Source organism: Massilimicrobiota sp. mt181, assembly GCF_055420065.1.
The window spans coordinates 33,319-49,605 of the sequence record NZ_JBVAYN010000011.1 but is presented as its reverse complement, the minus strand read 5'-3'; the positions used below and the strand labels follow the sequence as shown (position 1 = coordinate 49,605).

Here is a 16,287-nt window from a genome sequence, read left to right as displayed (position 1 = left end):
TTTTTGTTGCAGTCTTATTTTTATTTCTCTAGTATCACTCTTAATATCACTTCGTTATCAGTAGTATCATATTTGATATCACCATGATAACGTTTTGTAATGGTTTCTATTTGTTTGAATGCTAAATCATGATGAGAAGATTGATTGTGAACATGGAAACGAGAATGTTGTTTATCAATAGGATGAGATATATGAAGAATGATATGTGTCTGTTTGCTTTGTAATGTTAAACGAATATATTTCTCACCACTTATCTGCTTTAGTTCTTCTATAGCTTTATCTAAAGCTAAATCAATAATCAAAACTAAATTATCCAGATCAATATTTCCAAAATGCAATAATTTAGATATTTCCTCATCATAACGAATACCATTTTCTTTCATAATAGACATCTTTTCCTGAATAATACCATCAAGAGAATCAATACCACTATGATTTAAAGCATTATATTCCTCAACAACACTTTGAATCGTTTTTGATAAATAGTCTTGTGCTTTTTCATATTCCTGATCACTAATATGTGATTGTGTGATAGCTAAAATATTAACAAGATCATGATTAACCTTTTTGATTTCCTCTTGTCTCTTCGCTCTTTGTTCATTAAAACTCTTCTCTTTCTTCATATTCTGTATAATGGCTTCTTGTGAATATTTCTCAGCTTCATACTTTGCTTGCATCCTATCAAAACATATTAACGCTACAATACTAATCACAACTGTGAAGATGTATGTACGACCAATGGCCACAGTACGGAATAATACTGGATTTTTGATAATAAAAGTTAGAGTAAAATACACAAAAATACTAATACTTAAAAATTTAAAAAGTTTAATATGAAAAGGCGATTTATTTTTAAAATAAAAGATAAAAATAGTATACACAATATAATTTGCGATTGTATGGGCTAAAGTATTGTATGCTAATGATGTTCTCTTAAAAAATATGAGAGTTGTTGTATTTAACATCCATAAGAAAAATATTATAACTATTATTTGTACCATTAAAGTGAAGAAATAATAGAGCAAAATTTTAATAAAAAGACTAACCTTGGTAGTTTGAGAAAAAGATAGAATAATAAAAAGTAATATTGTAATTATAATACACGCAAAAAAATATATTACAGTATCTTGGATAAATAGGATACTTAAAAACATAATTATATATAGTATATATCGTATCTTTTTGATGCTGTTATGATAAATATGTGAAAACGAATTTTTTAAGTAGAAATCTAACAATAAAATATCTGAAATAACCATAAATATTTTACATAAAATATTTAATAGAATATCCATAATTTACATCTCCTTATCAATATAATTAAAATATTTTTCTTTAAATTCTTTACGAACACGTTTTGTTAATGGAAGAATATCATCATTACTCATAATGATATGATCAAAATGAAATGAACGAACAAATTTAAAATTAATAATCAGACTCCGATTTAATGGAAAAAATTGATAATCTAATAACTGCTGTTTTGCTTTTGTGATAGTTTTAACGCTTCCAAAATAATGATGATTAACTGTTTTTAACTTATATTTTCCATAACTAGTTTCAAGATAGATAATTTGATTAGTCTTGATATAAACTTTACCTTCAGTTGTAGAAAATAATATCGTGCGATTCAATTGTTTATAGACTTGAAAAGCATGTTGAAGCTCCTTCATAAAAAGTTCATTATCAATAGGTTTATCAATAAATAAATCTGCCCCTAACCACATGGATTCAGGATAATACTGATGATAAGCCGTAATGAATATAAAAATACAGTTGGCTTTCATGATTTTAATCTTCTTAGCAATGTCAATGCCACTACATTGTTCATTGAGTTTAATATCCAAGAAAACAAGATCATAGGGTTCTCGTTGAAATTGATTCAATAATTCTTGACCACAGGTGTATTCATCAATGATATTGAATTCATTTTTTTGAAGCTCAAATTGCCTAATCCTTTCTGAAATATTTTGAACATAAAAAAGTTCATTGTCACATATTGCGATTCGCATAATTATTACCTCCTTTTGACATATATCTACATTATATGACAAAGTTTTTTATATCAAAAAAAGTTATCCAAGTGTGCATTTTTATAGCACAAATATGCACAAATTTTATATCTAGGATAACTTTTTTGAATCTTTTGCTACACTAATGACAAAGGAGGTGAGAGGGATGAAAATGCAAAAGAAAATTGTAGCATTGGGAATAAGTTTACTTGTTTTAGGTGGTACAGTCTCTTCGACCATGGCATACGTCTATAAACAAGGGACAGAATATCAGACAGTCACACACAAAGATATTCCGGCCTGGGGAGATGCGCATTTTGATACAACTTATGGCAGCAAAAAGACGAAGACAAGTCAGATAGGTACTTTTAAGAAAACTAAGGGAGATGCTGCTTTAGGGAATTATGCAGCATTAATAACCGGATCTAAAAAAGCTGCATCAGATATTGAGGGGATACCATTGAACTATGCGATTTTGATAAGTGAATATGGTTGTACTAAAGGTACGGTTTATTTTACTTTGGTCTCTTCACATATATTTGAACCAAGTAACACATGTGATGTAACTTTGAAGTTTAGTGCTGATGATTTATTGTAACAAAAAACCTAGTTGAGTTAATTTCTCAACTAGGCCTTTTTAGTTATAATGACTTCCTTGATACGTCGATCTTGAATTTGCGTAATGTGGAAGGTGATGTTGTCAATTTGAATTGTTTTAGTTGTTCCGTCTTTTGGAATGGAACGGAGATGACTGTAAATGTAGCCACCAATTGTGTTATAGTCTTCATCCTCGGGGAATTTAATATCTAAAGCTTCTGATAATTCTTCGATATCAGTATTTCCTTTGACTCTCCATTGTAGTTCGTTAATCTGTTGGATGTCAGGATGTTCACGTGAATCATGTTCATCATAGATATTACCAAAGATTTCTTCAACTAAATCTTCTAATGTAATAATACCACTTATACCTCCAAATTCATCAATGGCTATCGCGAAATGTATGTTTTTGTTTTGCATATCAGCAAATAAATCATCAGCTCTCATTGAATCTGGAATAAAGTATGGTTTTGCCAGAATTTCTTCAAAAGGTTTCTTTTTGGTTTGAAGATTTAACAAATAATCTCTCACATGTAATACACCGATAATGTTGTCTTCATCATGTGAGTAGACAGGATATCGTGATAAACCTGTATTTTGAATGATTTGAATAATTTCTTCTTGTGAAGCATGTGCAGAGATACTAACGATATCTACAGAAGGTGTCATGATTTCAGAAATATCAGTGTCATTGAAGTCAAAGATATTTTGTAACCATTCACTTTCATCTTCATCCAATACTCCACGTTTTTCACCAAGTTCAATCATTGTCAAAATTTCTTCTTCTGTAATACTATCTTCTTCAGCTTCAGTTTTTAAATGCAAAAGTTTTAAGACGGTATTTGTTGAAAAAGATAGGAATTTGACAACAGGATTCATGATTTTAGCAATCAATAATACTGTTCCACATGAGATTTTAGAAACTTCATATGGTTTTTGCATGGCAATTCTTTTAGGAACAAGTTCACCAAAAATCAATGTAAAATAAGATAAGATAATTGTGATGATAATAACTGATAAAGTTCCTAGAACACTTAATGGGATGCTTGTAATCTTTAAATCATAATAAACCCATTGAACCAGATATTCAGAGAAGTTATCTGCCGCAAAGGCACTTCCTAAAAATCCTGCCAAAGTGATACCAATTTGAATGGTTGATAGGAAACCAGAAGGTTCCTGTAAAAGGATTAATAATCGTTTTGCGGTCTTTTCACCATTTTCAGCATTTTTTTCTAACTGTGTCTTATTAAGAGATAACACAGCAATTTCAGTAGCCGCAAAAAAAGCGTTTAATAAAATTAAAATAACTTGCAATAACAATTGCGAGGGTATAGAGTCCATAACTTCACTCTCCTTTATTTTTGGCTCTATATGTGTGATATAAAAAAAGACAAATACCACAACATTGTAATAAAAGTCTCGTTATTTCATATATAAAACCGGCTAATAAATTTAGCGTGATGTCGATTATATAACATCATTTTCTGATGCTAACTACTCCCTTTTATAGCTCTTATTTTATCATATTGAACGTAACTGTCAATATTGTTATGATAAGAGAAGAGGAAAAGGAGTGTTGTGATATATGAAACTTCAACTTTTGGAATATATTGATCAAAACTTGCCAGAGGGGTTTACACCCTATTCTATTTATCAGATTTTCGTTTGTAATCAGGAAGTAGGACGTTTGACTTTTCGTGAGGGTACGCTAGAGGAACATTACTATGATGGTCATATTGGTTATCATATTGAAGAAGAATATCGTGGGCATCACTATGCCTATCAGGCGTGTTTACTCTTACAACAACATTTACAGTTTCATCAAGTTATTTTAACTTGTGATCCACAGAATTTAGCTTCTTTGCGTACGATTCAAAAACTGGGAGCCAGATATTTAGAAACCAAAACAATCCCATCTTCACAACGTCGTTTTTTCGCAAAAGATGAAAAGGAGAAGATGATTTTTATTTGGGAAATATAAATGTTTTGACAAAGAGTGAAGAGATTGTTTATCAAAATGAATTTAGATATAATAAAATCAAGGAGGTCTTGTGATGAAGTTTGTACATATTGCTGATTTACATCTAGGAAAAGTCATTCATCAGTATTCATTGTTGGAAGTACAGCGAGAATTGTTAATGGAATTGCTGACTTATATGGATGAACAGGATATTCGTCTTTTAGTGATTGCTGGAGATGTTTATGATCGTTTAATTCCAAGTCAGGAAGCTGTGAATCTGCTGGATGATTTTTTGAGTCAGGCGTTATTAAAATATCATATTCAGGTTTTGATGATTAGTGGGAATCATGATAGTAAGGATCGTTTACATTTTGCCAGTTCCATTTTATCGGAAAATGGATTACATATTGAAACATATTTGAAAAAGGAAATGGCCTATGTTGAATATGACAATGTCAGATTCTATTTGTTGCCTTTTGTGAAACCTTCACAGGTGAAAATGCTTTATCCTGATTGTGAGGTTCAAAGCTATCAGGAGGCATTAGATTATTATTTATCACAACAGAGTCTTGACAAACATTATCAAAATATTCTGATTACACATCAGTTTGTTGGTCGTGCCAGTATTACCAGTGAATCAGAAGTGCCTTTAAGTGTTGGCGGTAGTGAAATCATCGATGCATCACTTTTTGATGATTTTGATTATGTCGCTTTAGGACATCTTCATGCGCCACAAAAGGTGGGTCGTGAAACGGTTCGTTATAGTGGCTCTTTAATGTGCTATTCTTTTGATGAAGTGAATCAGGATAAATCTATTGTGATTGTCGATACAGATGGGATGGTTATCACTACACATCATTTACATCCACACCAGACTTTAAAGAAATATCAGGGGACTTTTGCACAATTTATGCAAGAGGATTTTATTGATAAGAAAGATGATTTTTTAGCTTTTGAACTTTTAGATGAAAATATTGTACCCCATGCAATAGAACAACTACGTGTTTTATATCCATATCTTTTACAAATTACGTATCAGTTCTTAATGAAAAACAATCAACATAATACAACTCGTTCTTATCAGACGATTGAACAGATGGATACCTTATCTTTATTCCAGCAATTTTATCAGGATGTCAAAAATCAGCAGTTAAATCCATCACAGTTAGAAATTGTTCAATCTTTATTGGAGAAAGCAGGTGAAGCATGTGAGGATTCTTAAATTAACAATGAGTGCCTTTATGACCTATAAAGACCAAACAACAATTGATTTTGAAGAGTTAGGTGATCATGGTTTGTATTTGATTAGTGGTCCAACGGGTTCAGGAAAAACGACACTCTTTGATGCCATTACGTTTGCCTTATATGGAGAAGCGAGTGGCAGTCATCGTCAGGCATCTTATTTTCGTAGTGATTTTGCAGATGACAAGGATGAGACTTACGTAGAGCTTACATTTGAATTACATCAGCATATTTATACAATCAAGCGTTCTCCTACTTATTATCGTGCTAATTATAAAACACCAAAAAGTGCCAATGCTTATTTGGATGATGGTGAAAAAATCATTGAAGGTGTTAAAGAAGTCAATGCTTATATCAAAGAATTGTTAGGAGTTGATGCACGTCAGTTCAAACAGATTGTGATGATTGCACAAGGGGAGTTTACAAAACTGATTTATGCCAGCAGTGAAGAAAGAGAACGTGTATTACGACATGTTTTTCATAGTGAATCAATGGTTGTTTTTGAAAAACTGTTAAAAGAAGAAGCTAAGAAGTATAAAGATCAGTATTATTTATCATCACAGGATTTAATGTCTCGTTTTCAAATGTTACAGCTTGATGAGCAGTTTATGTCAGCACATCAAAAAGATTTTCATCCTGTCTATTTATCAGAGGCTCAGCTGGAAAATCAAAAAATGAACCTACAACAACAGGACAATGAAAAGACATATCAGCATGATAAGGATGCTTATGATTTATTTTCAAAGTCTTATTATCAAAAAGAAAAACAGAATCAGGAATTAATGGAATATCAGCAAGTTTGTGAACAATTTCAACTGTTACAACAAAAAGATTTAGCTATGAAATCTTTAAAGAAAGATCTTGATTATGTCAATATCATTAGAGATCATCAATCATTGATTGATCACTATCATCACTCAAAAGAACAATTTCAACAAAATCAACAACAAAGAGATAAAGTGACAGCATTACTCAAGGAATCACAAAATCAGTTTCAACAATTACAGGATGAATATCAACAGTTAGATACTTATAAAAAGCAAAAAGATGCTTTGCTTGTTGAGATGGAAAATACCAAACAGGCACTTGAAAAATTTCAAACTTATCAAAAACTTCAACAACAATCCAAAAAAGAACAAAAACACTATCAGGATTTAAAAAAACAGGAAACAGAATTGAAAGAACGTCACCAGAAATTAGATAATCGCATGCAGCGTGATCAGGAAAATGTCAATCGTTTACCGGTTTTAGAATTAGAGTTAGAACAAAATGAAAAGCATGTTAAAGAAATTAATCAAAAAAGAGTCATGATTCATGAGTTGAGTCAATTTTATGATGAATGGAAATCTTTACAGGATCATCATTATGATTTATCAGTGACATATCAAAAAGAACATCAGCATTATGAAGAACTGTTGTCACAATATCGTCATGAAGATGAAATGTTTCGTCGTCAGCAGGCTGGTATTTTAGCGTTAAATCTTAAAGAAAATGAACCTTGCCCTGTTTGTGGTTCAACACATCATCCCAAGTTAGCTAAACTGGAAACTTCGGTTTTATCTTCTCATGAACTTGAGAAACTAGCCAAAAAAGTTGAAGCAGCGAATCGTGTGCAGGAAGATGCTTATCATGATGTTTTGAATCAAAAAGAACAGGTACAACAGATGCAGACACGCATTGATATGTTGAAAAAACAATTGGATATTCAAGATGAATTATCTAAGGAAGTGTTTATTCGTCTGTTGTCAGATATTGTTCAAGTGATTAGTCATCAGGAAAAAACATATCAGAAAAAGTATAATGATGTTGTATATCTAAAAAAGATTCAAAAAGGCTTAAAGCAGGATGAAGTTTTGTTGAAGCAACAACAAGAAGAATTAGAGACTATACAAAAAGAGCTGACTGATAAAGAAAAACAATTGTCTTTGATACACCAACAAGCTAGTCAGCTTGAAAGTGAATATCATTTTGAGAAACAAGAAGATATGGCTTCTTTATTGAAACAACAACAAAATCAGTTCCAGCAGTTACAGACACATATTCAACAGCTTGAACAGCAATATCAGCAGTGTCAAAAAGATATTTCTGTTTATACACATCAATTGCATGATTTCAATGAACAACATCTTCATCTCCAACAACAATGGACTCAATACCAGCAAGATTATCAGCATTTTATAGAGGAGTTCTTTGATTCAAAGGAACAATATCATCATTATCGTGATCAAATGAAAGATATTTTAGCAAGAGAGAAAGAATATCAGGATTATCTGATTCAAAAAGAAGCTTTGAAAAAGCGTCAAGAGACACTTTATGAAAAAACAAAGGATTATCAGATGAGTGATTTATCTCAAGAAAAAAAACAATTAGAAGAATTGGCACAAAAGCGAGATTTATCTTATAATCAATATCTGGAAAGTTTACATATTTATCAACAAAATCAGGTATTACTAGAACGTTTGGAAGATGATTATCATGTCAATCAGGATATTTTTGAAAAATATACACTATACCAGGATTTATATGATCAGGCTTCTGGTAAAAATACTTTGCGTATGTCTTTTGAAAGATATGTTTTATCAGCTTATTTTGAACAGATTTTAGAATTTGCCAATGTGGAACTGTTGAAGATGAGTCAAGGTCGTTTTGCTTTGTATCGTAAAAAAGATGTCAAAGGTGCCAAACAGCAAGGACTGGATTTATGTGTATTAGATTATGAAACAGGTGTGATGCGAGATATTCAGTCATTATCAGGTGGTGAATCTTTTAAGGCAGCTTTAGCTTTGGCTTTAGGTTTATCTTCTATGATTCAAAATTATGCCGGTGGTATTGAACTGAATACATTATTTATTGATGAAGGCTTTGGAACATTGGATCATGAATCTATTGATCAGGCTTTGTCTGTTTTAATGGATTTAAAAAATGATCATAAGACAATAGGTATTATTTCTCATGTTGATGAATTAAAAGAAAGAATTGGAACTCAGATTGTTGTTGAAAAAGGAAATCAGGGAAGTTCTTTACATATTGAACGAGAGTAGGTGACCATATGTTGACATACAAATATCATCGCATGAGCACAAAAGTTTCTGGCTTTGGAATTACAGAATATCATTTTGAAAATATACATGAGATTATTGATAAATATGCTAGCGAAGGATGGCGTTATGTGGGATGGATTTCTGTGAAGCAAAGAGGAAACAGATATATTGAAGATATTGATCTGATCTTTGAAAAAGAAAAAATAGAGTCATAATTGCTTTTTAGGAAATTTCTTGTATAATAGTAAGGTAAATATTAAAGAAGGGGTATAGAGAAATGGCAAATAAAGTAAAAAATGATGCGATAACATCAAGAGATGAAGACTTTGCGAAATGGTATACAGATGTCTGCCGTAAAGCAGAGTTAATGGATTATTCAAGTGTCAAAGGGTTTATCATTTACCGTCCTTATGGATATGCTTTATGGGAAATGATTCAAGCCTATATGGACAAAAAATTTAAAGAAACAGGACATGAAAATGTTTATATGCCGATGTTAATCCCTGAATCATTATTAAAGAAAGAAGCTGATCACGTGGAAGGATTTGCGCCTGAGTGTGCAGTTGTTACACGTGGTGGTTATGATGAATTGGAAGAAAATTTGTTGATTCGTCCAACTTCAGAAACATTGTTCTGTGAACATTATGCTAAGATTGTGAATTCTTATCGTGATCTTCCTAAATTATATAATCAATGGTGTAGCGTTGTTCGTTGGGAGAAAACAACAAGACCATTCTTAAGAGGTTCAGAATTCTTATGGCAAGAAGGTCATACAATTCATGCAACTGCTCAGGAAGCTAAAGAAGAAACAATGCGTATGTTGGATATTTATGAAACAACAGCAAGAGAGCTACTTGCAATACCAATGGTTACTGGTAGAAAGACAGAAAGAGAAAAATTTGCTGGAGCAGAAGAAACTTATACAATTGAAGCATTAATGCATGATGGAAAAGCACTTCAATCAGGAACATCTCATTATTTTGGAGATGGTTTTGCGAAAGCTTTTGGTATTCAATTTTTGGATAAAGATAACAAATTGAAACATGTTTATCAGACATCTTGGGGTGTTTCTACAAGATTGTTAGGAGCAATCATTATGGTTCATGGTGATGACAATGGATTGGTTTTACCTCCTAGAGTAGCACCAACACAAGTGATGATTATTCCTATACAACAACAAAAAGAAGGAATTTTGGACAAAGCTTATGAACTTCAAAAACAATTACAGGATTATGGTATTCGCGTGAAAGTTGATGCGAGTGATAAATCACCTGGATGGAAATTCTCTGAAGCTGAAATGCGCGGAATCCCTTTACGTTTAGAAATTGGTCCAAGAGATTTACAAAATGGACAATGTGTTGTGGCTAAACGTGTGAATGGGGAAAAACTGACATTCGCTATTGATGAAACATTACCAGAAAAACTGGCAACTTTATTGGATGAAGTTCATGAAGATATGTATCAAAAAGCATTGCAGTTTAGAAATGAACATATCACAAATGTGACAACATACGATGAATTTAAAGAAGTTTTAAATTCAAAAGGTGGTTATGTCAAAATGCCTTGGTGTGGAGACGAAGCTTGTGAAGTTAAGATTAAAGAAGATACAGCTGCAACATCACGTTGTATTGATACTAGCATACAGGCTGAAGGTGTATGTCCAATTTGTGGTAAGAAAGCTAAACATATTGTTTATTTCGCAAGAGCCTATTAATAAGATCAATAAAGCTTGAGATATGAAATCTCAAGTTTTTTTTTGTGATTGAAATATGCTTTAAGCAAATATTGTGTTATAATATATATGGAAATTGTATCATAAAAAAGAAATTCCTCTTCTTTTTGCGTATATATAAAGTGAGGAGGATATTTTTATGATCGATTTTGACAATCTGTTTGATGTGCGCATTAAACATTATTTTCATCACTATACTCATCTTGCCGACTTACTCAATGTCATCCTCTTTGATGGTCTTCCTCTTATCAAGGACAATGATATCCACAATCTTGATGCTAGTCTTGCGACAGTCGATTTGTCTCATCAAAAGACTATCTTACGCTATAGGGATAACTTTGTTTTGATTAAAGTCCATGGTGTCGTCTGTCTTATTGGTTTGGAACATCAGTCCTATGTTGACAAGTCCATGTTTCAAAGAGTCATGGAATATGACTATCTCAGTTATCTCAAGCAGTTCTATGATTATCAGAACTGTCAGGATCAAAAAATCAAGGGCATCATGACTTTGGTCTTCTACTATGGCGAAAGAAAATGGAAAGCGCCAAGAAACTATCAGCAGATGATGGGAGATATGCCGGATTGTTTAAAGTCCTATTTCAATGTTCATTTCTATCCCTTGATAGAAATTGTCAATCTAGATGAAAATCAATTTCAAAACAAGGACAATCAGGATCTCATTAAAGGATTGAAAATGCTTTATAGCAAAAGAGGGACATAGAAAAGTTTAAAGGTTAGTCATGAGGTGGCATGTATTTTAGGCGCATTAACACATAATGAAGAGATTTATCAAATGATAGAAAAGGAAAAAGGAGAAACCGATATGAGTGAATATGTATTAAAAATTAGCCAAGACGCTAAACAGAAAGGAAGAAAGGAAGGAAAAAGTGAAGGTATTATCGCAACGCTCATGAAACAACTGACACAAAAACTAGGACAGTTGTCTAATGAAACAATTCAGCAGATTCAATCAAGCAATACCCAACAGCTTGATAATCTGACAATACATATCTTTGATATTGAAAATGAAGATGATATTGTAAAAATTTTAGAATTTCAAAAATAGAATATATAAATAAAAATCTATGAATTATGATACACACGTGTTTCTGTGTATCTCAAATTATAGATTTTTCTTTATTGTTTAATATTCACTTTTAAAAGGTGTATTAGACTAGCAGCTTGATAAACATCTATTATAGCACCTTGAATGTCTTGTTGAGAAATGATGATACCTTCAATTTGACATGTAGATAAATCAATAGAATTTAAAGGAGCATGTAGAAATTCACATTGAGAGAGTTGACATTCATCAAATGTTGTTTTATTCATTTTATTTTCTATAAAACTGGCATTTTGTAAAGAACAGTTTTCAAAATGTACAGTCTTGTTTTTCATAAAGCTAAAATTTGCAAATTGACATATGCAATGAGAAAGAGTCACTGTATCAAAAAGGGATTCAGAAAAATCAGTGCCCATTAATTTACAATGGCGAAATTGAACTCTTCTCAAAAGTGTCTGATTGATTTTGAGATTAGAAAAATCACAATGAGAAAAAATAACATCGACAAAGAAACTATTTTCAAATTGAGCATCTTGAAAATCAATGTGTTCAAATTGACAGTTTTGGATGTCTTTATGGTCATAGATCATTTTCGCAAGTTTATCGTTTTGATAAAGATGATTTTGGATTTCATCTTCTTGAAAATCGTTTTGAATAGACATAAATAAGACTCCTTTATTCTAAAATAGGAAAATTATATTCATCGAGCAGTTCATTGATTCTTTGAATATCATAATGATGATTCATTCCAAAAATGATTAAAGCATCTCTTTTGATTTTAGGATAAAGATTTTGATTTTTGGATAGTGTTAATAAAATATTGGTTTCATGTAAATCTAATTGTAAGGCAATGGCGATTTGTAAGACTTTATCCTTTTTGGGAAGACGTGTTCCATTTAAAATCTGATAGGCATAAGTTCTTTCTAAATATGTTTTTTTGATTAGCTCTGATTTTGATATATGATGTGTTTCTAATAACATGGAAAGATAATCTAAAAAAGTGATATCAGGTATTTTTTGGAAAAGTTCCTGAAATGAAAGATGTTGATTTTGATTTAAAATATTTAATAATTCAGTTGTTGTCATGTATATCACCGCAAATATGATATAATAGAAAAAAATGAAAAGCAAGAGGTTAAATATTGTGAGTCTGGAAATCTATCAAACAATAGACATATTCAAAGAAACTGAAAATAAAAAGATTGAACTGGTAAAAAGTGAATTAGATCAGTTGCTTTATATTCAAAAAACTTTATATCATGTCCGTAGTGATGTTTATCGTGAACTTCAAAAATTAGCTATAACAGGTATTCCTCGCATTCATGAAATCAAGCAATTGGAAGATCGATGTATCATCATTGAAAGCTATATTAATGCACCGACTTTAGATGTTTATATTTTGAATCATGAATTAACACATTTACAAGTCAATGATATTATGGAGCAATTATGGCAGATTTTAAGTGTTTTGCATCAGCATCAACTGGTTCATCGTGATTTAAAACCAGAAAATATCTTCTATGATGGTAAACAGGTGACACTCTTTGATTTTGATATTGCCCGTTTTGTACAACAAAAACAAAATCAAGATACGCAGTTGTTAGGCAGTTATGGCTATGCGGCACCTGAACAGTATGGTTTTGGTCAATCTGATGCCAGAACGGATATTTATGCTTTGGGAGTTTTGTGGAATGTTATGTTAACAGGTCAACATCCTCAACAACAATTGTATCAGGGATATGAAACAAAGTTGATTCAAAAAGCTACTCATATGGATCCTCAGCAGAGATATCAGCATGTTGAAGAGATGCGTGATGACTTTCATCATCAAAAGTGTCAAAAATGGACATTAGTTGGATTTCGTGGTGATTCATGGTTAGTCAAGATGATAGCTGCATTTCTTTATCTGTTTTTGATGATCATGTTGGTGACCACACCAATAGATCAGGTTCTTTTGGGAAGTGGGATGGATATCTTTTATAAGATTATGATTTTTGGTTTTATCATGATTATTGTGTTTTTTGCAGGAAATTACAGAAATCTTCATGAGAGATGCATAGGCTATCATTCGTCGTTTGTCGTATGGCGTTTATTAGGTATTGCTTTGAGTTGTATTCTTGTTTTGTTTGCCTGGATATTATTTTTTAGCTTGTTATATGGCATTATCGAAACATTACATATGTTCCCTTGACTTTGTGTGCTTGGCGCATACCAAATATAACTGGAAATATGAAATAATCAGTTATGGAGGTATCAATATGAAAGGGAAAAATATGTTTTTAGTTATATCCTTTATTTTAGGAGTTTGTTATTGTGTGTACTTATTTGTTTATTTTTTAGGTGGTATGAGTTCATCAGATGGTATGGAAAGTGCCGGTGCTGCGATTGCGTCAGTACTTGTCATGCCACATCTGATTTGTACTGTTTTGGCAACACTTTTTAATGGTTTGGGATGTTTCCTCAACAAACGTGGTTTTGCTTTAACGGGAGGTATTTTGTATATCATTGCGATGGTAATGATGCCAATTTATTTCATGTTTGTCATTATTCAAGCTATTTTATCTTTTATTGGATTTGCGAAAATGAAAGGACATGAATCTCATGCTTAAGAAATTGGGGATTGTGCTGATGGCTTTGTTACTGATGACGAGCTTATCAGGATGTTCGCAGACAGAGGAAATCAATGAAGTTAAAGAATATGGTGTTGGAGAAACAGCCATTTATGATGAAGTGGCTTATACAGTGACACATATTGAAAAAAGTCAGGGTAGTGAGTATAATCAGCCTGGTGAAGGGAAAGAATATGTGATTGTAAGTGTCAAGATTGAAAATCAGAGTGATGAAACAAAGGATTATAATGAACTTTATTTTAAGATTTTAAATGAACAGGGACAGGTTGATGATGTGGCTATAACTTTACTTGATCAAGATCAGAATTTAGGGAGTGGAGATTTGATAGCTGGTGGCTGAAAAGAAGGAACATTAACTTATCTGGTTAATCAGGATGAGGAATTAAAGCTTTATTTGTATGCTGATATTTTCTTGGAAGAACCTACAGTTATTTTTTCATTAACATAAACAAGAACTATGGAATGTATCGATTTCATAGTTCTTCTTTTTTTTATCTATTTGTGATAGAATATGAGTCAAATGAGGTGACGATATGCAAAAAAGAATTGCTTTGATTAATGATATGACAGGCTTTGGAAGATGTGCTATTGCGGCGATGGCTCCGATTATTTCAGCTATGAAAATTCAAACAGTGCCAATTCCAACAGCGATTTTATCAACACATACACAATTTCCTATTTATTATTTTGATGATTATACATCAAGAATGCCTGATTATATTCAAACATATAAAGATTTGCATTTGCATTTTGATGCGATTGCGACAGGTTTTTTGGGTTCAAAAGAACAAGTTGATATTGTGATTGATTTTATTCGTACTTTTAAAAAAGAAAAGACATTTGTTCTGGTGGATCCTGTTATGGGAGATCATGGAAAACTTTATACAACTTATACGCCAGAAATGTGTGAAAAGATGAAAGAGTTAGTCCAATATGCCGATGTGATGACACCAAACTTAACTGAGTTGGTTACTTTGGTTGATGAGCCTTATCCTTCACAATTACCAACATTTGAAAAGTTGAGTGAAATGTGTGAGAAGCTTGCTAAACAGGGACCACAACATATTGTGGTGACAGGAATACCATTTAATGATAAGCAAATTCTTAATTTTATTTATAATACAGGAGAAGATTATCAGATTGTGATGGTTGATCGTATTGGTAAAGATCGTTGTGGTACAGGTGATGTGATTGCTGGGGTTATTGCCGGTAGTTATTTAAATGGATTGAGTTTTTATGAAAGTGTCAAAAAGGCAACAAAGTTTGCTTCACAATGTATTAGCTATTGTGAAGAACAGCATGTACCTCATCATTATGGTTTATGCTTTGAAGAATTTTTATATCAGTTAGGAGAAGATTTATGATTTTATATACAGTTGTAGGAAATGGGTACAAAGATTTGAGCCAGTTAGAAAGTTTAGAAGATGTTCATGTTTATGTCAATTTAACGAATCGTTGTCCTTGTGCCTGTACATTTTGTTTAAGACAGACAAAAACTATGGAAGAAGGACATAGTCTTTGGTTAAAGGAAGAACCTTCAGTGGATGAAGTCATTCAAGAGTTTCAAAAATATGATTTGGATGATTTTGCAGAAGTTGTTTTTTGTGGCTTTGGAGAACCATTAGAAAGAGTTGATGATGTTGTTCAAATTGCCGGCATCCTCAAACATTTTCGTCGTGATTTGCCAATTCGCATCAATACCAATGGCTTAGGAAATTTGATTCATGAACGTGATATTACACCACAATTAAAGGGTCGCATTGATGTTGTATCTATCAGTTTAAATGCTCCTGATGCCAACGAATATTATGAATTAACACGTAGTCGTTTTGGTGTGCAATCATTTGAGGCTATGTTAGATTTTGCACGATTGTGTCGTCCATATGTTCCTCAAGTTGTGATGAGTGTTGTGGATATCATTGGGGAAGAGAAAATCAAAAAATGTCAAAAAATTTGTGATGATCTGGGTGTGACATTACGTGTCCGTCCATTTGAAGAATAGGAGATAAG

At 32.0% G+C, this 16,287-nt stretch carries 18 protein-coding genes; 13 read left to right on the top strand and 5 right to left on the bottom strand.

Annotation, left to right across the window (positions count from 1 at the left end; all coding sequences use genetic code 11):
• Positions 1-20: 20 nt before the first annotated feature.
• Positions 21-677, bottom strand: coding sequence for a GHKL domain-containing protein (locus ACZYT4_RS07725; protein WP_463784274.1), 657 nt, complete (start codon positions 675-677; stop codon positions 21-23).
• 621 nt (positions 678-1,298) lie between these two features.
• A complete protein-coding gene (locus tag ACZYT4_RS07720; RefSeq protein ID WP_463784271.1) occupies positions 1,299-2,012 on the bottom strand; it encodes a LytR/AlgR family response regulator transcription factor in 714 nt (237 codons plus the stop codon).
• Between the two features lie 166 nt (positions 2,013-2,178).
• Between ACZYT4_RS07720 and ACZYT4_RS07715 the strand changes: the two genes are divergently transcribed.
• On the top strand, positions 2,179-2,610 hold the full coding sequence (locus tag ACZYT4_RS07715) for a hypothetical protein (protein ID WP_463784268.1): 432 nt from the start codon (positions 2,179-2,181) through the stop codon (positions 2,608-2,610).
• Positions 2,611-2,639: 29 nt separating this feature from the next.
• Here the strand turns inward: ACZYT4_RS07715 and ACZYT4_RS07710 are convergent, their stop codons facing one another.
• Entirely contained in the window at positions 2,640-3,950 is a 1,311-nt protein-coding gene (locus ACZYT4_RS07710) for a hemolysin family protein (protein WP_463784266.1), read from the bottom strand.
• Positions 3,951-4,194: 244 nt separating this feature from the next.
• Here ACZYT4_RS07710 and ACZYT4_RS07705 point away from each other — a divergent pair, with 244 nt between their 5' ends.
• From ACZYT4_RS07705 to ACZYT4_RS07675, 7 genes are all read left to right on the top strand, one after another.
• Positions 4,195-4,590: a GNAT family N-acetyltransferase gene (locus ACZYT4_RS07705; RefSeq protein WP_463784264.1), complete on the top strand. Its 396-nt coding sequence runs from the start codon at positions 4,195-4,197 to the stop codon at positions 4,588-4,590.
• Between the two features lie 73 nt (positions 4,591-4,663).
• Complete coding sequence (locus tag ACZYT4_RS07700; protein ID WP_463784261.1) at positions 4,664-5,791, top strand: exonuclease SbcCD subunit D; 1,128 nt, start codon at positions 4,664-4,666, stop codon at positions 5,789-5,791.
• Positions 5,769-8,852: an AAA family ATPase gene (locus ACZYT4_RS07695; protein ID WP_463784259.1), complete on the top strand. Its 3,084-nt coding sequence runs from the start codon at positions 5,769-5,771 to the stop codon at positions 8,850-8,852. The genes ACZYT4_RS07700 and ACZYT4_RS07695 overlap by 23 nt, the downstream gene beginning before the upstream one ends.
• Before the next feature lie 8 nt (positions 8,853-8,860).
• Positions 8,861-9,067 carry a DUF4177 domain-containing protein gene (locus tag ACZYT4_RS07690; protein ID WP_463784257.1) on the top strand — a complete coding sequence of 69 codons (207 nt, stop codon included), beginning with the start codon at positions 8,861-8,863 and terminating at the stop codon, positions 9,065-9,067.
• 62 nt (positions 9,068-9,129) lie between these two features.
• Complete coding sequence (gene proS / locus ACZYT4_RS07685) at positions 9,130-10,566, top strand: proline--tRNA ligase (protein ID WP_463784255.1); 1,437 nt, start codon at positions 9,130-9,132, stop codon at positions 10,564-10,566.
• Between the two features lie 157 nt (positions 10,567-10,723).
• A complete protein-coding gene (locus ACZYT4_RS07680; protein ID WP_463784253.1) occupies positions 10,724-11,305 on the top strand; it encodes an Rpn family recombination-promoting nuclease/putative transposase in 582 nt (193 codons plus the stop codon).
• Positions 11,306-11,329: 24 nt separating this feature from the next.
• Positions 11,330-11,650: a DUF4351 domain-containing protein gene (locus tag ACZYT4_RS07675; RefSeq protein WP_463784251.1), complete on the top strand. Its 321-nt coding sequence runs from the start codon at positions 11,330-11,332 to the stop codon at positions 11,648-11,650.
• A gap of 71 nt (positions 11,651-11,721) precedes the next feature.
• On the opposite strand, the gene ACZYT4_RS07670 is transcribed toward ACZYT4_RS07675, so the two are convergent.
• Entirely contained in the window at positions 11,722-12,309 is a 588-nt protein-coding gene (locus ACZYT4_RS07670) for a pentapeptide repeat-containing protein (RefSeq protein WP_463784249.1), read from the bottom strand.
• A gap of 13 nt (positions 12,310-12,322) precedes the next feature.
• Positions 12,323-12,733, bottom strand: coding sequence for a hypothetical protein (locus ACZYT4_RS07665; protein WP_463784246.1), 411 nt, complete (start codon positions 12,731-12,733; stop codon positions 12,323-12,325).
• Positions 12,734-12,791: 58 nt separating this feature from the next.
• Between ACZYT4_RS07665 and ACZYT4_RS07660 the strand changes: the two genes are divergently transcribed.
• The 5 genes from ACZYT4_RS07660 (at position 12,792) to ACZYT4_RS07640 (ending at position 16,279) form a co-directional block, all read left to right on the top strand.
• Positions 12,792-13,838 (top strand): serine/threonine-protein kinase, encoded by a 1,047-nt coding sequence (locus ACZYT4_RS07660; RefSeq protein WP_463784243.1) that lies wholly within the window; start codon positions 12,792-12,794, stop codon positions 13,836-13,838.
• Between the two features lie 67 nt (positions 13,839-13,905).
• On the top strand, positions 13,906-14,256 hold the full coding sequence (locus ACZYT4_RS07655) for a hypothetical protein (RefSeq protein ID WP_463784241.1): 351 nt from the start codon (positions 13,906-13,908) through the stop codon (positions 14,254-14,256).
• Positions 14,249-14,617: a DUF4352 domain-containing protein gene (locus ACZYT4_RS07650; protein ID WP_463784239.1), complete on the top strand. Its 369-nt coding sequence runs from the start codon at positions 14,249-14,251 to the stop codon at positions 14,615-14,617. Before ACZYT4_RS07655 ends, ACZYT4_RS07650 begins: the two co-directional genes overlap by 8 nt.
• Before the next feature lie 193 nt (positions 14,618-14,810).
• Positions 14,811-15,641, top strand: a complete 831-nt coding sequence (locus tag ACZYT4_RS07645; protein WP_463784237.1) for a pyridoxamine kinase — start codon at positions 14,811-14,813, stop codon at positions 15,639-15,641.
• On the top strand, positions 15,638-16,279 hold the full coding sequence (locus tag ACZYT4_RS07640) for a TIGR04100 family radical SAM protein (protein WP_463784235.1): 642 nt from the start codon (positions 15,638-15,640) through the stop codon (positions 16,277-16,279). Before ACZYT4_RS07645 ends, ACZYT4_RS07640 begins: the two co-directional genes overlap by 4 nt.
• Positions 16,280-16,287 lie beyond the last annotated feature (8 nt).